Origin of the sequence: Streptomyces sp. SudanB5_2050, from assembly GCF_964272335.1 — a bacterium.
Lineage (GTDB): Bacteria > Actinomycetota > Actinomycetes > Streptomycetales > Streptomycetaceae > Streptomyces > Streptomyces rochei.
Genome location: NZ_OZ186760.1, coordinates 2,804,988 through 2,821,580, shown reverse-complemented (window position 1 = coordinate 2,821,580; position 16,593 = coordinate 2,804,988). Strand labels below are relative to the sequence as shown.

Here is a 16,593-nt window from a genome sequence, read left to right as displayed (position 1 = left end):
GTGGGAGCCCCTCGACGGTCCGGGCATGGCGAGGTCTCCCAAGGCATGGGCGGGGAAGGGACGGGTGACGCGGAGGGCCGGGCCGGGGTCAGCGGGAGGTGTCGAAGACCTCGTCGCGGGTGGTCGCGAGCGCGCTCTCCAGCGCGCCGCGCAGGACGGGGTCGGCGGTCACGCCGCCGAGGACGAGACGGGGCCGGGAGGCGGCCAGCTCCTCCAGCTCGCCCTGGACGAGGGCGCGCAGCGGCTCGCCGCCCGCGGTGAGCACGGTGCCGCTGAGGACCACCAGCTCGGGGTCCAGGACGGAGACGAGGGAGGCCAGACCGGTCGCGAGACGGGTGGCGTAGGTCCGCAGCAGACGGTGGTGGGGGCCGTCGGGGCGGTCGCCCGCGCGCTCGGCAGCCGAGGCGAGCAGGGCGGCGGCCGACTCGGTGCAGGGGCCGGACGGCACCGGGTCGAGGCCCAGCTCGCGGGCGAGCCCCGGCACCGCCTGCGCGCCGGCCAGTTCCTGGAAGCCGCCGCTGCCGGTGCGGCCGACCTTGCGGACCAGCGGGGCGCCCGGCACGGGCAGGAAGCCCACCTCACCCGCGCCGCCGGTCCAGCCGCGGTGCAGCCGGCCGCCGAGGACCAGGGCGGCGCCCAGGCCCTGCTGGTTCCACAGCAGGACGAAGTCCTCGTGGTCCCGGGCGGCGCCGAGCCGTCGCTCCGCCACGGCGGCGAGGTTCACGTCGTTCTCGTACCCGACCGGCATCGGCAGGGCCGCGGCGAGTTCCTGGAGGAGGGTGGGGGAGTGCCAGCCGGGCAGGTGGGAGGCGTAGCGCAGCCGCCCGGTGCCCGGGTCGAAGGCGCCCGGCGTGCCGATCACCAGACGGTGGACGTCGGCCCGGGCGAGTCCGGCCGCCTTCACGGCGCCGTCCAGGGCGTCGGTGACCTGCTGGACGACGGGGAGGGCGGGGCGCCTGCCCGGGGTCGGCAGCTCGAACCGGCCGACCGTGCGCCCGGTGATGTCGGCGACCGCGGCGAGGAGGCGGTCCGGGGTGACGTCGAGACCGGCGGCGTACGCCGCGGCCGGGTTCACCTCGTAGAGCTGGGCGCCGGGGCCGGGGCGCCCCTCGGTGGTGCCGCCGGCCAGGACCAGCCCCGCCGCCTCCAGGCGGGCCAGCAGCTGGGAGGCGGTCGGCTTGGACAGGCCGGTGAGCTTGCCGATGCGGGTGCGGGACAGCGGCCCGTGCTCCAGCAGGAGGTCGAGCGCGGCCCGGTCGTTCATGGCGCGCAGGACGCGTGGGGTGCCCGGCGTACCGGGGGTTCCGGCCATGCGTGTCCACCTGCCTCTCGCTGCTCGGCTGCTCGGCTTTTCGGCGCGGGGCGGCGATGTCCACCTGCCGCGGTCGTCGACGGAGACTGTCAGGAAAGTTTCCTGTTGGCCGTGAAACGTAGGCCCGCCGGACCGGGGCCGTCAAGAGTCCGCCCCCGGAGCGACGCGGTCGTCGCACCGGGGGCGGGAAGGCGGGCGGGAAGGGTGTGGGTGCCCGCTACTTGTTGATGTTCGTCGGCGGCGGGATCGGGGACGCCGCCATGGACTGCGGGGACACCGTGCTGGAGTACGCCGACGGGGCGGCCATGCCGGCGGTCGGGTCGGGTGCGGCGGCCTCCTGCGCCGGGACCTCCGGGCCGCCGACGATCCGGATGCCGGCCGCGTCGAAGGCCCGCTTGACGCGCCAGCGCAGCTCGCGCTCGACGGTGAGGGACTTGCCGGGCATGGTCTTCGCGGAGACCCGCACCACCATGGAGTCGAGCAGCACGGAGTCCAGGCCGAGCACCTCGATGGGGCCCCAGAGCATCTCGTTCCAGGGCTCTTCCTTGCTCATCCGCTCGCCGACCGCGCCGATGGTCTCCTTGACCTGGTCCAGGTCCTCGTCGGAGCGGACCGTGACGTCCACGCCGGCCGTCGCCCAGCCCTGGGAGAGGTTGCCGATCCGCTTGACCTCGCCGTTGCGGACGTACCAGATCTCGCCGTTGTCGCCACGCAGCTTGGTCACCCGCAGCCCGACCTCGATGACCTCGCCGGAGGCCACGCCCGCGTCGATGCTGTCGCCGACGCCGTACTGGTCCTCCAGGATCATGAAGACGCCGGAGAGGAAGTCGGTGACCAGATTGCGGGCGCCGAAGCCGATCGCGACGCCCGCGACGCCCGCGGAGGCCAGCAGCGGGGCCAGGTTGATCTGGAAGGTGCCCAGCACCATCAGGGCCGCGGTGCCGAGGATGAGGAAGCTGGCCACCGAGCGCAGCACGGAGCCGATGGCCTCCGAGCGCTGGCGGCGCCGCTCGGCGTTGACCAGCAGGCCGCTCAGCGCGGTGCTGGCACCCGTCCCGGCCCTGCGGTTCATCCGGTCTATCAGCTTGGTGATCGCCCGCCGGACCACCACCCTGAGCACCGCCGCTATCACCACGATCAGCAGCACCCGCAGCCCGATCGCGAGCCAGGTCGACCAGTTCTCCTCGACCCAGCCGGCGGCGTTCGACGCGCTCTCCTGGGCGTCCTGGAACGAGGGCACCGCCGGTGTCGACGACTCCGAGGGCGACGGCGACGGCGACGGACCGGCGGCCGGCAGGACGGCGGCGAACAGGGACACGACGAGATACCTCCAGATGCGGTGCCGCCCGCCCCGAGGGGCGCTCCAAGGTCACGGAACGGTCACCGGACGGGCGGAATCACCACACTAACGGGGCACCATGTGCGGATCGGCGCGAAGTTCACGGGAGAGACCGCGCTCACCCGCGCTTGGACTGGTCACGGTCGTGGGGATGCATCCCGTGTGGTCGAAAACACTCCCAGCCCGTTACCGGGACATGGTGGCGCCGGTGCAGGCCATGAGGGGAGACTGACTGCAGATCGTCCCGGCGCGAGCCACGCGCCGCCGACGCCCAAGGAGGCACCCGTGCCGCATGTCCTGGTCCTCAACGCGTCGTACGAGCCGCTCGGCGTCGTACCGCTCCGCCGCGCGCTCGTCCTCGTCCTGGAGAACAAGGCCGTGTGCCTCGAGGAGTCCGGCGCCTACCTGCACAGCGCGACCGTCACCGTGCCCGCACCCAGCGTGGTCCGGCTCAAGCGGTTCGTGCGGGTGCCCTACCGGGGGCCCGTCCCGCTCACCCGCCGGGCGCTCTTCGCCCGCGACGGGGGCCGCTGCATGTACTGCGGCGCCGTCGCCACCAGCGTCGACCACGTCATCCCGCGCAGCCGCGGGGGTCTGCACGCGTGGGACAACGTGGTGGCGTCCTGCCGTCGCTGCAACCACGTCAAGGCCGACCGCCACCTCGGCGAGATCGGCTGGCGCCTGCGCCACAAGCCCGCCCCGCCCACCGGTCTGGCCTGGCGCATCATCGGCACGGGGCACAGGGACCCGCGCTGGCTGCCGTACTTGCAACCGTACGGCGCGGAGGACGCCATGGCCCGGATCGACGGCATCTCCGCCTGACGGTCCGGGCCTTCCGCGTACACCGGACCGCCGGAGACGGGCCGCGCCCGCGCACCCCGCTCTTCGGCGGCCGGTGGCGTCGGGGTGTTGCCGGCCGTGCCGCCGTTCTTCGTGCTGCGCGGATCTCCGCGGCGGTCAGGGTTGTGAGCCGGGTCGCCGTGGTGGTCATCCGGCGGAGGTCGGCGTCGAGGTGGTCGAGGGCGTCGCGGACCAGGCGCAAGGCCGGCTTGACCGGTTTGCGTGATCTCTTGTCGGGTTAGGTGACTGTTCTGCCCTATTTTGCGGAGATCCCTCGGAGGTGGGGTGTGACCAGGGCCACGTTGTCCGTATCAGGGCGTCTGTCCTCGCGCGGACTGGGTAGGGCTGCCGTAACCCGCCAGAAGCGTGCGCGACCCAAGGAGGCCCCCGTGGCTGCACCGGCACCCCTGCTGCTCCCCGCCCCGTCCAAACCCGTGGCGGAGCCGTCCACTCCCTGGGCGGAGCCCTCCGCCGCCTCCGACACCCCGCACTACTGCGTCTTCGGCGCCACCGGGAGCTGTGCCGAGACCCCGCTCACCAGCGAACCGCCGCTGCCCGACGCCGAGCCCCTCACCAGCGAGTCGCCGTTCGCCGACGCCGTACCGCTGACCAGCGAGTCCTCGCCCGAACTCACGGCCGACGTGCCGGAGCAGGGCGGCCCCTCCTTCGCCGTCCCCGAACCCACGAGGTCATAGAGGTCGCAGATGCCAGCAGCCCGGCCGGCCGAGCCCCCCGCCGAGGACCTTCCCGAGGATCTGACCCGGCTCGCCGCCCTGCACGGCGTCGCCACCTCCTACCGCCCCGCCCCGGACCGCACCGTCGCGGCCTCGGCCACCGCCGTCACCTCGGCCCTGGCCGCCCTCGGCGTGGACACCGGCACCCCGCACGCCGTGCGCGCCGCGCTCGCCGCCCGCGAGGCCGAGCTGCGCGAACGCCTGCTGCCGCCCACCGTGGTCGCCCGGAGCGACGGCACCGCACCGCCCGCCCTCGCCGCACTGCCCGAGGGGACGCGACTGCGCGTCGACACTGAGGGGGGCGAGCGGCGCGAGGGCACGGCGGGCCACCCGACCGCGGGCTCCGCGCGCCCGCCCGCCGGTGACCCGTCCGCGGGCGCCGCGACCGGCGGTGTCCTCGCCGGTCTGCCGCCCGGTGTCCACCGGCTGACCGTCACCGTCCCGGACGGCCGGACCGCGCGCGCCCATCTGATCGTGGCGCCCGACCGGCTGCCCGCCCCCGCCGTCCGCTCCCACGGCCTCCTCGTCCAGCTCTACTCCCTGCTGTCCCGCCGCTCCTGGGGCATGGGCGACCTCGGCGACCTCGGTGAACTCGCCGCCTGGGCCGGGCGCGCCCTCGGCTCCGGTTTCGTGCAGGTCAACCCGTTGCACGCGGCCGTGCCCGGCGCCCCCACCGACCCCTCCCCGTACCGTCCCTCCTCGCGCCGCTTCCCCGACCCCGTGCACCTGCGGATCGAGGACGTGCCCGAGTTCGCGTACGTCGCCGACCCCGGACACGCCCGGACCCTGCGCGAGCGGGCCGGGCGACTGCGCGAGAGCGTGCTGGAGAACGGCGCCCTCATCGACCGGGACGCCGTGTGGGCGCTCAAGCGCGAGGCGCTGGAGCTGCTGCGCGAGGTCCCCCTCGGCCCCGGCCGCCGCGCCGCCTACTGCGACTACCTCGCCGAACAGGGCACCGCCCTGGAGGACCACGCCACCTGGTGCGCGCTCGCCGAGGTGCACGGCCCCGACTGGCACCGGTGGCCCGAGGGCCTGCGCGACCCCCGCTCGGCCGCCACCGACCGCGCCCGCACCGAGCTGATGGACCGCGTCGACTTCCACTCCCGCCTCGCCTGGCTCACCGACACCCAGCTCAGGGCCGCCCAGCACACCGCCCGCGAGGCCGGCATGCCGGTCGGGATCATCCACGACCTGGCCGTGGGCGTGCACCCGCGCGGCGCCGACTCCTGGGCCCAGCAGGAGTACTTCGCCACCGGCATGTCGGTGGGCGCGCCGCCCGACGCCTTCAACGCCCGAGGCCAGGACTGGGGCCTGCCGCCCTGGCGCCCCGACCGCCTGGCCGCCTCCGGCTACGCGCCCTTCCGCGACCTGCTGCGCGGCCTGTTCCGCTACGCCGGGGCGCTGCGCATCGACCACGTCATGGGCCTGTTCCGGCTCTGGTGGGTCCCCGAGGGCCACCCGCCCACCGAGGGCACCTACGTCCACTACGACGCCGAGGCCATGCTCGCCGTCCTCGTCCTGGAGGCGTCCCGCGCCGGTGCCGTGGTGATCGGTGAGGACCTGGGCACCGTGGAGCCCGGCGTACGGGAGGCGCTGCGGGCGCGCGGGGTGCTCGGCACCTCGGTGCTGTGGTTCGAGCGGGACTGGGAGGGCGACGGCCGCCCCCTGGCCCCGGAGCGCTGGCGCTCCGACTGCCTGGCCACCGCCACCACCCACGACCTGCCGTCCACCGCGGCCCGCCTCACCGGCGAGCACGTCGAGCTGCGCGACCGGCTCGGGCTGCTCACCCGCCCGCTGGAGCGGGAGCGGGCCGAGGCGTCGGCGGACACGGCGGAATGGCTGGAGGTACTGGCCCGGCTCGGCCTGCTGCCCGGTTCCCCGGGAGACACCGGCGCCCCCTCCGAGGAGGCCGGCATCCAGGCCGTCCACCGCTTCCTGCTGCGCACCCCGGCCCGACTGACCGGCGTGTGGCTCCCGGACGCCGTCGGCGACCGCCGCCCGCAGAACCTCCCCGGTACCTGGGACCAGTACCCGAACTGGCGGCTGCCCGTCGCCGACGCCGCGGGCCGCCCCGTGACCCTGGAGGAGCTGGCCGCCTCGCCGCGGCTGCACGCCCTGTTCGACGTCGTACGGGCGCATTCCGAAGGCTGACGGGCGCGCCGCGGGGCGGCGTCCGGTGCCCGTACGGCACCCCGGGCGCGCGCCCCCGACGGCCGTTCGCTAACTTTGCACCGTGGACAAGAAGAACGCCCTGCGCGCCGGCGCCCTGGCAGCCGGTACGACGCTGATGATGCTGCTCATGTCGTCCCCCGCGCTCGCGCTGACCCGCGACGACGGCGACGACCCCGGCACGGGCCTGAGCGTCATCGAGACGCTGGGCCTCTACGTCCTGGCCCCGATCGCGCTGTTCGTGGTCATCGCCGGTCTCGTCATGGTCCTGGACAGGTCCAAGGAGGAGCACCGGGTCACCTCCCGCAACATCAAGACCCGTCCCAAGGCCGACGCCAAGGCCTGACGGGTTCCCCACCGGCGGGCTCCGGCCCACCACGGTCGTACCGAGGGCGCCGGTCCTCCCGTACACGGCAAGCAGCCGCGCGCGGGCGGACCGGCGCCTTCCGTCTGTCGGCTACTCCTCGGTCGCGGCCAGCAACTCCCGCAGCAGGTCGGCCAGCTGACCGGCCCGCCCGGCGTCGAGGGCCGCCGACAGGGCCTCCGTCTGCACGGCGAGGCCCGCGCCGACCGCCTGGTCGACCAGTTCCCGCCCCCGGTCGGTGAGCGTGACCCGCAGGCCCCTGCGGTCGTGCGGGTCGGGGGAGCGGCGCAGCAGCCCGGCCCGCTCCAGTTTGTCGAGACGCCCCGTCATGCCGCCCGTGGTGAGCATCAGCGTCGCCGAGAGCTGCCGGGGCGAGAGCGCGTAGGGCTCACCGGAGCGCCGCAGGGTCGCCAGGACGTCGAACTCCCCGCGGGAGATCCCGAACCGCGCGTAGGCCCGGTCCATGCGCTCGCCGATCGCCCGCGAGAGGCGGTTGACGCGGCCGAAGACCTCCATCGCGGTGGTGTCCAGATCCGGCCGGACCTCCGCCCACTGGGCGACGATCGCGTCGACGGGGTCCCTGGGCTGCTCGGGGCGCTCACTCATGCGACGAGTATCGCGCAGGGTGGATCGGCCGCGAGAAAGTAGCCGCGTGGCAAGTAGGTTGGCAATAAGTAGCTTAGGAGTAAGCTACTTATTGCCAACCTACTCTCAGGGGGTCCTCCGTGGCCGCGAACCGTCCCACCCTCATCGCCCTGACCGCCCTCGCCCCCGTCTCCTGGGGCACCACCTACGCCGTGACCACCGAGTTCCTGCCGCCCGACCGGCCCCTGTTCACCGGGCTGATGCGGGCCCTGCCCGCCGGGCTGCTGCTGCTCGCCCTCACCCGGGTGCTGCCGCGCGGTGCCTGGTGGGGGAAGGCGGCCGTCCTGGGCGCGCTGAACATCGGCGCCTTCTTCCCGCTGCTCTTCCTCGCCGCCTACCGCCTCCCGGGCGGCATGGCCGCCGTCGTCAGCTCGGTCGGCCCGCTCTTCGTCGTCGCGCTCTCGGCGCCGCTGCTCGGGCAGCGGCCCACCGTGCGCTCGGTGCTCACCGGTGCCGTGGCCGCGTTCGGCGTCAGCCTGGTGGTGCTGAAGGCGGCGGGGTCCCTGGACGCGCTCGGCGCGCTGGCGGCCCTCGCCTCCACCGCCTCCATGTCCGCCGGCACCGTGCTCACCAAGCGGTGGGGGCGCCCGGACGGCGTCGGCCCGCTCGCGCTCACCGGCTGGCAGCTCACCGCGGGCGGTCTGCTCATCGCCCCGGCGGCCCTGCTGGTCGAGGGCGCCCCGCCCGCGCTGGACGCCCCCGCGATCGGCGGCTACCTCTACCTCGCGCTGGCCAACACGGCGGTGGCGTACTGGCTCTGGTTCCGCGGCATGGGACGGCTCTCCGCCACCCAGGTCACCTTCCTCGGCCCGCTCTCGCCGCTGACCGCGGCCGTCGTCGGCTGGGCGGCGCTCGGCGAGGCGCTGACTCCCGTGCAGCTGGCGGGCATGGTGCTGGCCTTCGGGGCGACGGTCGCGGGGCAGCTCACCCCCCGGAGCGGGGCGCCGACCCGCCGATCATTCAGTTCTGCTTCAAAGAACGGTCGGAAAGATTCGATGGACCTGACGGGTGCGACGCTGCGACGGTAGGACCACCGTCATCGCCCACCTGCGAAAGGACCTCCGTGGCCCTGGCCGCACGCCGGATCCGTACCGCCGCACCCGCCGCCCGGCGGGGACCGGCCGGCCCCGTCGCCCTCGGCATCGGGCTCGCCGTCCTCGCCACCCTCGTCTGGTCCGGCAGCTTCGTCACCTCCCGCGCCCTCGGCGACAGCGTGCCGCCCGTCCAGCACGCCTTCTGGCGCTGGGTGGTGGCCCTCGCCGTCGTCGCCCCCTTCGGCGCCCGGCGGGCCTGGCGCCAACGCGCGCTGATCCGCCGCCACCTCGGCTTCGTCCTCCTCGCCTCCCTGCTCGGCGTCACCGTCTACAACACCCTCGTCAACCAGGCCGGCGTCACCACCCCCGCCGCCAACATGGGCATGATCATGGCCGCCTCCCCGGTCCTGATGGCGCTGTACGAACGGGCGGGCGGCGTACGGCTCGGCCCGCGCCGGATCGCCGGGCTCCTCATCGCCTGCGCGGGCGTGCTGCTGCTGGTCGGCGGCGGGGCGTCCTTCTCGGCCGGGGACCTGTGGATGATCGCCGCCGCCTGCTGCTTCGGTTCGTACAGCGCGCTGCTGCGCCGCCGGCCGGAAGGGCTGGACGGGGCGGGGTTCCTGTTCACCACCTTCCTGTTCGGCACGGTCCTGCTGCTGCCCGCCCAGGGCGTCAGCCTCGCCGTCCAGGGCGGCTTCACACCGGCGCCGGACACCGTGCTCCCCCTCCTCTACGTCGGCGTCGCCTCCTCCGCGGTCGCCTTCTTCGCCTGGAACAAGGCGATCTCCCTCATCGGCCCGACCCGCGCCGGAATCGTCTACTACCTCCAGCCGGTGTGTGTGGCGCTGCTGTCCTGGGCCCTGCTGGCCGAACCGACCGGCTGGGCGCAGGCCGGCTGCATGGCCCTGATCCTCGGCGGGGTGGTCCTCGGCGCGGGGTCGCGCACCTGAGGCGCCGGGCGCGCGGATAGGTTGCCGCCATGGCCGACTGGGACATCCGCAAGCTGCAGATCCTGCGCACGCTGCGCGAACGCGGCACGGTGACGGCGACGGCCGAGGCGCTGCGCATGACGCCGTCCGCCGTGTCCCAGCAGCTGACGAACCTCTCCAGACAGCTCGGCGTGGACCTGCTCCGGGCCCGCGGCAGAAGGGTCGAACTGACGGACGCGGCCCGGCTGGTGCTGCGTCACGCCGAGGCCGTCTTCGAGCGGCTGGAGCGGGCCGACGCGGAACTCGCCGCCTACGTCCACGGGGAGGCCGGCGAGGTGCGGGTCGGCGCGTTCTCCACGGCCGTGCCCGCCCTGGTCGTACCGGCCGTGACCGCGTTGCGGGCGACACACCCGGTGATCACGGTGCGGGTGCGGGAGACCGAGGCGCAGGAGGCGTACGAGCTGCTGGCCGCCGGCGACGTGGACCTCGCCCTGTCGCTGGCGGCCCAGGCGCCCACCGCCACCGACCCGCGCTTCGCCCGCGTCCCGCTCCTCGCCGACCCGCTGGACGTCGCCCTGCCCGGCGACCACCCGCTGGCCCGCAGGGACGGGCTCCGGCTGGCCGACCTCGCCGCCGAACCGTGGATCTTCGGCGGCAGCGGGCCCTGGTCCGACATCACCCGGGGGGCCTGCGAGACCGCCGGCTTCCGGCCCCACCAGGCCCACTCGGCGGCCGGCTGGACGGCCATCCTGGCGATGGTCGAGGCCGGTATGGGCGTGGCCCTGGTGCCGCGGACGGCGGCCGTGCCGCGGACCGGGGTGGTGATGCGCGAGCTGCGCGCGGACCGCCCGGTCCGGCACGTCGTGGCGGCCGTCCGCAGGGGCGCGGGGGAGGGCGCGGCCCTCGGGACCGTGCTGACGGCCCTGCGCACGGCGGCCCGAGCCCGCCTCGCGGAAACCGCCCACCGACCGCACCCCTGAACACCGGCCCTGCGGGCCGGGACGCCCGGTCCCGTCCGACACGGGCGCCGACTCCACCGTGCGGGGGGCGCGGGTGGCCCTGTGAGCGGCGCCGGGGCGTGTCCCGGCGTGACCGCGCCCCGCCCCGCCGCCCGCCGGGGCATCGGGGCTCCGGACGCGCCTCGGGGGCGCCCGGGGTGTGCCGGGCGCCCCCGAGGGCGGGTTGCCGGTGCTGCTACTCGCCCGCCGCCGCGTCCGCGGCCTGGGCCTTCAGCGCGCGCTCGACGCCGGAGCGGGACTCCGAGACCAGCCGGCGCAGTGCCGCGTTCGGCTCGGCGGAGGCCAGCCAGGCGTCCGTGCGGTCCAGGGTCTCCTGGGACACCTGCACCGCCGGGTACAGGCCGACCGCGATCTGCTGGGCCATCTCGTGCGAACGGGACTCCCAGACGTCCTTCAGCACCTCGAAGTACCGCTCCGTGTACGGCGCCAGCAGCTCGCGCTGGTCGGTCTGGACGAAGCCGGCGATGACCGCCTCCTGCACGGCGTTCGGCAGCTTGTCGGACTCCACGACCGACTCCCAGGCTTCCGCCTTGGCCGCCTCGGTCGGGCGGGCGGCACGCGCGGTGGCCGCGTGGCGCTCACCGGCGGCGGTCTTGTCCCGCTCGTACTCGCTCTGGATCTCCGCACCGCCGAACCGGCCCACGGCCGCCAGCCGCTGCACGAACGCCCAGCGCAGCTCGGTGTCGACGGCCAGGCCCTCGATCGTCGTCGTGCCGTCCAGCAGCGCGTCCAGCAGGTCCAGCTGCTCCGGCGTCCTCGCTGTCGCCGCGAACGCCCGCGCCCACGCCAGCTGGTGGTCGCTGCCCGCCTCGGCGGCCCGCAGGTGCGCCAGCGTGGCCTCGGTCCAGCGGGTGAGCAGCGCCTCGCGGGCGGTCGGGGCGGCGTACTGGTCGATGGCCAGCTTCACCTGGCGGTGCAGCGACTGCACCACGCCGATGTCGGACTCCTTGCCGATGCCGGACAGCACCAGGGAGAGGTAGTCGCGGGTCGCCAGCTCCGCGTCCCGGGTCATGTCCCAGGCCGACGCCCAGCACAGGGCGCGCGGCAGCGACTCGGTGAAGTCGCCGAGGTGCTCGGTGACCACGGCCAGCGACTGCTCGTCCAGACGGACCTTGGCGTACGACAGGTCGTCGTCGTTGAGCAGCACCACCGCCGGGCGGCGCTTGCCGACCAGCTGCGGCACGGCCGTCAGCTCGCCGTCCACGTCCAGCTCGATACGCTCGCCGCGCACCAGCTTGCCGTCGCCGTCGAGGTCGTACGAGCCGATCGCGATGCGGTGCGGCCGCAGCGTCGGCTCGCCCTTGGCACCCGCGGGGAGCGCCGGGGCCTCCTGGCGGATCGCGAAGGACGTGATGACCCCGGTCCCGTTCTCGCCGTCCGTCTCGATCTCCGGGCGCAGCACGTTGATGCCGGCCGTCTCCAGCCACGCCTTCGACCACGTCTTCAGGTCGCGGCCGGAGGTCTCCTCCAGCGCGCCCAGCAGGTCGGACAGGCGCGTGTTGCCGAACGCGTGCCGCTTGAAGTACGCCTGCACGCCCTTGAAGAACGCCTCTTCACCGACGTACGCCACGAGCTGCTTGAGCACCGAGGCGCCCTTGGCGTACGTGATGCCGTCGAAGTTGACGAGCACGTCGTCCAGGTCGCGGATGTCCGCCATGATCGGGTGCGTGGACGGCAGCTGGTCCTGCCGGTACGCCCAGGTCTTCATCTGGTTGGCGAACGTCGTCCACGAGTGCGGCCACTTGGAGCCCGGCGCGTCGGCCTGGCAGGCGGCCTCGGCGTAGGTGGCGAACGACTCGTTCAGCCACAGGTCGTTCCACCACTCCATGGTGACCAGGTCGCCGAACCACATGTGCGCCAGCTCGTGCAGGATCGTCGCCGCCCGCACCTCGTACGCGGCGTCCGTCACCTTCGAACGGAAGACGTACTGATCCCGGATGGTCACCGCGCCCGCGTTCTCCATCGCGCCCGCGTTGAACTCCGGCACGAAGAGCTGGTCGTACTTCTTGAACGGGTACGGGTAGTCGAACTTCTCCTGGAACCAGTCGAAGCCCTGCCGGGTGACCTCGAAGATGGCGTCCGCGTCCAGGTGCTCGGCGAGCGAGGGACGGCAGTAGATGCCGAGCGGGACGGACTGGCCGTCCTTCTCGTACACGCTGTGCACCGAGTGGTACGGGCCGACGATCAGCGCCGTGATGTACGACGAGATACGCGGGGTCGGCTCGAAGACCCAGACGTTGTCCTGCGGCTCGGGGGTCGGCGAGTTGGAGATGACCGTCCAGCCCTCGGGCGCCTTCACGGTGAACTGGAAGGTCGCCTTCAGGTCCGGCTGCTCGAAGCTCGCGAAGACCCGGCGCGCGTCCGGCACCTCGAACTGCGTGTACAGGTACGCCTGGTCGTCGACCGGGTCGACGAAGCGGTGCAGGCCCTCGCCGGTGTTGGTGTACGCGCAGTCCGCGACCACCCGCAGGATGTTGCGGCCCGGCAGCAGCCCCGGCAGGGCGATGCGGGAGTCCTGGAACACCTCGGCGGCGTCGAGGGTGTCGCCGTTCAGCGTCACCTCGTGGACCGTCGGCGCGACCAGGTCGATGAAGGACTCGCCGCCGCCCTCGGCGACGTCGAAGCGCACCGTGGTCACGGACCGGTAGGTGCCGCCCTCCTGCGCGCCGGTGAGGTCGAGATCGATCTCGTACGAGTCAACGGTCAGCAGCTTCGCCCGCTGCTGCGCCTCTTCGCGAGTCAGGTTTGTGCCAGGCACGCGGTCATCTCCTCGTTATGTGTGGGTTGCGCCATCCTTCCATGTGGCCGGGACCGAACGCGATGTCCATTTCCCGCCGGTGCGCGGCGCGCCCGCGCGCGAGCCTGGCTCCATGAACGGCTACACCGCACACGCCATCCCACCGGCCACCCTCGAGGAGCTGCGCGCCGCCGACGACGCGGGCCGCGCCCCCGTGCCCACGACCGACGACGAGGGCGGCGCACCCCTGCGCTGCTGTCTGCGCCACAGCCGCCCGGGAGAGCTGATCACGCTCGTCTCCTACGCCCCGCTGCGCCGCTGGGCGGCGGCCACGGGCGCCGACCCGGGCCCCTACGACGAGCAGGGGCCGGTCTTCGTCCACGCCGAGGAGTGCGCGGGACCGGAGACGGACGGCCTCCCCTTCACCGACTCGCACCGCACCCTGCGCCGCTACTCCGCCGACGGGCGCATCCTGGGCGGGCGGCTGATCGGCGATCCCGGGGCCTTCGCCTACGCCCTCCGGGAAGCGTTCGACGACCCGGCCGTGGCGCTCGTCCACGTCCGGGCCGTCGAGTACGGCTGCTTCCTCTACGAGGTGCCCAGGCCCTGACTAGCCCTTCAGCTCCGCCGCCACCAGCTCCGCGATCTGCACCGCGTTCAGGGCCGCGCCCTTGCGCAGGTTGTCGTTGGAGACGAACAGGGCGAGGCCGTTGTCCACGGTCTCGTCCCGGCGGATGCGGCCCACGTACGACGGGTCCTGACCGGCTGCCTCCAGCGGGGTCGGCACCTCGGTGAGCGCGACGCCGGGGGCGCCGGCGAGCAGCTCCTTGGCGCGCTCGACGCTGATCGGGCGGGCGAAGCGGGCGTTGACCTGGAGGGAGTGGCCGCTGAAGACGGGCACGCGCACACAGGTGCCGGAGACCTTCAGCTCCGGGATCTCCAGGATCTTGCGGGACTCGTGGCGGAGCTTCTGCTCCTCGTCCGTCTCGTGCAGGCCGTCGTCGACGATGGAGCCGGCCAGCGGCAGCACGTTGTACGCGATCGGCGCCACGTACTTCTCCGGCTTCGGGAACTCGGCCGCCGAGCCGTCGTGGGTGAGCTTCGGGGCGTCGTCGCCGACCTTCTTCACCTGCTCGAACAGCTCGTCCACACCGGCCAGCCCGGAACCGGACACCGCCTGGTACGTGGCGACGACCAGGGCCTCGAGCCCCGCCTCGGCGTGCAGCGGGCGCAGCACCGGCATCGCGGCCATCGTCGTGCAGTTCGGGTTGGCGATGATGCCCTTGGGACGGTCGGCGATGGCGTGCGGGTTCACCTCGGAGACCACCAGCGGGACCTCGGGGTCGCGGCGCCAGGCGGAGGAGTTGTCGATCACGACCGGGCCCTGCGCGGCGACCTTCTCGGCCAGCGCCTTGGAGGTGGCGCCGCCCGCGGAGAACAGCACGATGTCCAGGCCGGAGTAGTCGGCGGTGGCCGCGTCCTCCACCGTCACGCCGTCCAGCTCCTTGCCGGCGCTGCGGGCCGACGCGAACAGCCTCAGTTCGGTGACCGGGAAGTTCCGCTCCGTGAGGATCCTGCGCATGACCGTGCCGACCTGACCGGTGGCTCCGACGATTCCGACCCTCACGGTGACTCCTTCTGGCGTGTGTGCGCGTGTCTTCACGCGCGCTTTGCTCGGCCGAGACCTTTCCATCATGCGGCGCGGCCCGGCCGACCTGTCCAATTCTTTGCGCGGTGTGCCCGCACAGTGGGACGGGGCAGCTCGGGCCGCGGGCGCCGTCCTTACGCGAAAACCCCGGCTGAGCTGCAGGAATTCCGCCGACGGGCCGCCGCGCCGCAAGCTGTGCTGTTCCGCCCCTGCCCATCCCTTCCCGCCCCACACGACGATGTGACGTATGCCTCGCACCGGATCGGGTGCCGTCCGGCGAACGTTTCGGGCCCTTGCGGCGTCCTAGGGGAAACGCAGCGAGGGGAGGGGTGGCCGTGCTGCGCAGAACGACCCGCCGCGGCCAGGGGGACGCCGTGCTCGACGATCCCCTGGACGCGGCCCAGGAACGCCGGGTGCGGGCGGTGCTCGCGCTCGGCGGTGTTCCGCAGGCGGACCTGCCGGACGGGGTGCAGCAGGTCCGCCTGCGGCTGCTGGAGCGGACCGCGAGCGGCAGGGAGGCGCCGCGCGACGTGTCGGCGTGGGCGGCGGTCGTCGCCTCCAACCTGGCCATGGACTGGCACCGGGCCCGGCACCGGCAGGCCCGGCTGGGCGAGCGCCTGGCCGCCCTGCGCCAGACCGACCAGCCCTCCGGCGAGGAGACGAGCCTGCTCTCCCTCGCCGTCGCCCAGGGCCTGGACGAACTGCCCGACATCCAGCGCCAGGTGGTCGTCCTGCGCTTCTACGCCGATCTCCCCGTGCGCGGCATCGCCGAGGAGCTGGGCATCCCCGAGGGCACGGTCAAGAGCAGGCTGCACACGGCGGTACGGGCGCTGCGGGCCCGCCTGCACGAGGACGAGGTGGTGTGAGATGGCCGCCGAGCGGAACCCCGCGGAAGGGGACCGGGCGGGGCGGGACCCCGCCGGGCAGGACGCGCTGCTGGCCGCGATCACGGGTGAGCCGCTGCCGCCCGGCGCGGGCGCGGACGCCCGGGACGAGCACCGGGCGGCGGTCGCCGACGTGGCGCTGCTGCGGGCGCAGCTGGACGTCCTCGGGCGCGTCCTGAGCGAACCGGTCCCCGAGCCCCGGGACGCCGCGGTGGCACGGCGGACGCCCGCGCCCCGCCCCCGGCGCCGTACCTTCCGCCTCGCCCTGGGCGTCCTCGCGACGGCCTGCGCCGGCACCGTGGTCATGGGGCTGGGGTGGCTCGTGGCGCAGGGCGCCGGCGGCACCGGGGACGACGCGGCGAGCGGCAAGGCGGCGTCCGGGGCCGAGCACGACGCCGCCGCCCCCGGGGCCGTGGACCGGGAGGCCGGTCTCGTCTTCGGCACCCCCCGCTACCTCGCCTGCGCCCGGCTGGTCGCCGAGGGCACGGTGACCGGCGCCGAACCCGTCCCGGGGACCGCACGGCACCGGATCACCCTCCGGGTGACCCACGCGTACGAGCCGGAGCCGGAGGCGGACGCCGGTGCGGAGACCGGGGGCGCGGCGCCGCCGGACACCGCACCGGTGACCTTCCTCCTGGACGACGCCACCGCCCGGCTCGGCCCCGGCGACCGGGTGATGGTCGGCGTGCCGCGGCAGGAACCCGTCGCGGACACGGTGATCACCGGTGACCGGGACATCGCCACCGCCCGCGCCCGGGTGACCGCCGCCCTGCCCGAGTCCCGCACGCTCACCTGCGAGTGACCCGGGCGCGCACGGCGGGCGGCAGACGGCGCGGACGGCGGGCGGCGCGGGCGACGGGGGCGCGGGCGGTGCGGGCGACGGGAAAGGGAAAGGGGCGGGCGCCCCAGGACGCCCGCCCCTCCCACCTGCCGCACCGG

Annotated in this window: 15 protein-coding genes and 1 pseudogene; 10 read left to right on the top strand and 6 right to left on the bottom strand. The window is 74.4% G+C overall.

Features of this window, described 5'->3' with window-relative positions:
* Nucleotides 1-88: 88 nt before the first annotated feature.
* Together ACFZP7_RS12565 and ACFZP7_RS12560 are read right to left on the bottom strand one after the other, a co-directional pair.
* A complete protein-coding gene (locus ACFZP7_RS12565; protein ID WP_385634428.1) occupies nucleotides 89-1,312 on the bottom strand; it encodes an ROK family transcriptional regulator in 1,224 nt (407 codons plus the stop codon).
* Between the two features lie 217 nt (nucleotides 1,313-1,529).
* Nucleotides 1,530-2,630 carry a mechanosensitive ion channel family protein gene (locus tag ACFZP7_RS12560; RefSeq protein WP_086878401.1) on the bottom strand — a complete coding sequence of 367 codons (1,101 nt, stop codon included), beginning with the start codon at nucleotides 2,628-2,630 and terminating at the stop codon, nucleotides 1,530-1,532.
* 306 nt (nucleotides 2,631-2,936) lie between these two features.
* On the opposite strand from ACFZP7_RS12560, the gene ACFZP7_RS12555 reads away from it, so the two are divergent.
* On the top strand, nucleotides 2,937-3,473 hold the full coding sequence (locus ACFZP7_RS12555) for an HNH endonuclease (RefSeq protein WP_019325428.1): 537 nt from the start codon (nucleotides 2,937-2,939) through the stop codon (nucleotides 3,471-3,473).
* A gap of 112 nt (nucleotides 3,474-3,585) precedes the next feature.
* On the opposite strand, the pseudogene ACFZP7_RS12550 reads toward ACFZP7_RS12555, so the two are convergent.
* Nucleotides 3,586-3,675, bottom strand: a pseudogene (locus ACFZP7_RS12550) (PadR family transcriptional regulator); the annotation flags it as partial.
* A gap of 205 nt (nucleotides 3,676-3,880) precedes the next feature.
* On the opposite strand from ACFZP7_RS12550, the gene ACFZP7_RS12545 reads away from it, so the two are divergent.
* From ACFZP7_RS12545 to ACFZP7_RS12535, 3 genes are all read left to right on the top strand, one after another.
* Entirely contained in the window at nucleotides 3,881-4,186 is a 306-nt protein-coding gene (locus ACFZP7_RS12545; protein ID WP_019325427.1) for a hypothetical protein, read from the top strand.
* 9 nt (nucleotides 4,187-4,195) lie between these two features.
* Nucleotides 4,196-6,376 (top strand): 4-alpha-glucanotransferase, encoded by a 2,181-nt coding sequence (gene malQ, locus ACFZP7_RS12540; RefSeq protein ID WP_385634427.1) that lies wholly within the window; start codon nucleotides 4,196-4,198, stop codon nucleotides 6,374-6,376.
* 82 nt (nucleotides 6,377-6,458) lie between these two features.
* Nucleotides 6,459-6,740 (top strand): hypothetical protein, encoded by a 282-nt coding sequence (locus ACFZP7_RS12535; RefSeq protein WP_019325425.1) that lies wholly within the window; start codon nucleotides 6,459-6,461, stop codon nucleotides 6,738-6,740.
* A gap of 111 nt (nucleotides 6,741-6,851) precedes the next feature.
* Here ACFZP7_RS12535 and ACFZP7_RS12530 read toward each other — a convergent pair whose 3' ends face one another.
* Nucleotides 6,852-7,364 (bottom strand): MarR family winged helix-turn-helix transcriptional regulator, encoded by a 513-nt coding sequence (locus ACFZP7_RS12530; protein WP_019325424.1) that lies wholly within the window; start codon nucleotides 7,362-7,364, stop codon nucleotides 6,852-6,854.
* A 119-nt stretch (nucleotides 7,365-7,483) separates the two neighbouring features.
* Between ACFZP7_RS12530 and ACFZP7_RS12525 the strand changes: the two genes are divergently transcribed.
* Genes ACFZP7_RS12525 through ACFZP7_RS12515 form a run of 3 tightly spaced genes read left to right on the top strand, consistent with a single transcriptional unit; the run spans nucleotide 7,484 to nucleotide 10,346 of the window.
* The gene (locus ACFZP7_RS12525) at nucleotides 7,484-8,431 is read left to right on the top strand and encodes an EamA family transporter (RefSeq protein ID WP_046251584.1); all 948 of its coding nucleotides are present in this window, start codon (nucleotides 7,484-7,486) and stop codon (nucleotides 8,429-8,431) included.
* A 35-nt stretch (nucleotides 8,432-8,466) separates the two neighbouring features.
* Complete coding sequence (locus tag ACFZP7_RS12520; protein WP_385634426.1) at nucleotides 8,467-9,387, top strand: DMT family transporter; 921 nt, start codon at nucleotides 8,467-8,469, stop codon at nucleotides 9,385-9,387.
* A gap of 29 nt (nucleotides 9,388-9,416) precedes the next feature.
* Nucleotides 9,417-10,346 carry a LysR family transcriptional regulator gene (locus ACFZP7_RS12515; RefSeq protein WP_385634425.1) on the top strand — a complete coding sequence of 310 codons (930 nt, stop codon included), beginning with the start codon at nucleotides 9,417-9,419 and terminating at the stop codon, nucleotides 10,344-10,346.
* A 214-nt stretch (nucleotides 10,347-10,560) separates the two neighbouring features.
* Here ACFZP7_RS12515 and pepN read toward each other — a convergent pair whose 3' ends face one another.
* Nucleotides 10,561-13,143: an aminopeptidase N gene (pepN, locus tag ACFZP7_RS12510; protein ID WP_385634424.1), complete on the bottom strand. Its 2,583-nt coding sequence runs from the start codon at nucleotides 13,141-13,143 to the stop codon at nucleotides 10,561-10,563.
* Nucleotides 13,144-13,255: 112 nt separating this feature from the next.
* Here pepN and ACFZP7_RS12505 point away from each other — a divergent pair, with 112 nt between their 5' ends.
* Nucleotides 13,256-13,732: a DUF1203 domain-containing protein gene (locus ACFZP7_RS12505; RefSeq protein WP_385634423.1), complete on the top strand. Its 477-nt coding sequence runs from the start codon at nucleotides 13,256-13,258 to the stop codon at nucleotides 13,730-13,732.
* Here the strand turns inward: ACFZP7_RS12505 and ACFZP7_RS12500 are convergent, their stop codons facing one another.
* The gene (locus ACFZP7_RS12500) at nucleotides 13,733-14,749 is read right to left on the bottom strand and encodes an aspartate-semialdehyde dehydrogenase (RefSeq protein WP_019325418.1); all 1,017 of its coding nucleotides are present in this window, start codon (nucleotides 14,747-14,749) and stop codon (nucleotides 13,733-13,735) included. It abuts the gene before it with no gap.
* Between the two features lie 350 nt (nucleotides 14,750-15,099).
* Between ACFZP7_RS12500 and ACFZP7_RS12495 the strand changes: the two genes are divergently transcribed.
* Together ACFZP7_RS12495 and ACFZP7_RS12490 are read left to right on the top strand one after the other, a co-directional pair.
* Nucleotides 15,100-15,636, top strand: a complete 537-nt coding sequence (locus ACFZP7_RS12495) for an RNA polymerase sigma factor (protein ID WP_019325417.1) — start codon at nucleotides 15,100-15,102, stop codon at nucleotides 15,634-15,636.
* A gap of 1 nt (nucleotide 15,637) precedes the next feature.
* On the top strand, nucleotides 15,638-16,456 hold the full coding sequence (locus tag ACFZP7_RS12490; protein WP_385634422.1) for a hypothetical protein: 819 nt from the start codon (nucleotides 15,638-15,640) through the stop codon (nucleotides 16,454-16,456).
* Nucleotides 16,457-16,593 lie beyond the last annotated feature (137 nt).

What these genes read in the sequence shown, in the direction of transcription:
- malQ (WP_385634427.1), top strand. Translation starts at nt 4,196, where the DNA reads ATGCCAGCAGCCCGGCCGGCCGAGCCCCCCGCCGAGGACCTTCCCGAG.
- ACFZP7_RS12490 (WP_385634422.1), top strand. Translation starts at nt 15,638, where the DNA reads ATGGCCGCCGAGCGGAACCCCGCGGAAGGGGACCGGGCGGGGCGGGAC.
- ACFZP7_RS12530 (WP_019325424.1), bottom strand. Translation starts at nt 7,364, where the DNA reads ATGAGTGAGCGCCCCGAGCAGCCCAGGGACCCCGTCGACGCGATCGTC.
- ACFZP7_RS12515 (WP_385634425.1), top strand. Translation starts at nt 9,417, where the DNA reads ATGGCCGACTGGGACATCCGCAAGCTGCAGATCCTGCGCACGCTGCGC.
- ACFZP7_RS12505 (WP_385634423.1), top strand. Translation starts at nt 13,256, where the DNA reads ATGAACGGCTACACCGCACACGCCATCCCACCGGCCACCCTCGAGGAG.
- ACFZP7_RS12565 (WP_385634428.1), bottom strand. Translation starts at nt 1,312, where the DNA reads ATGGCCGGAACCCCCGGTACGCCGGGCACCCCACGCGTCCTGCGCGCC.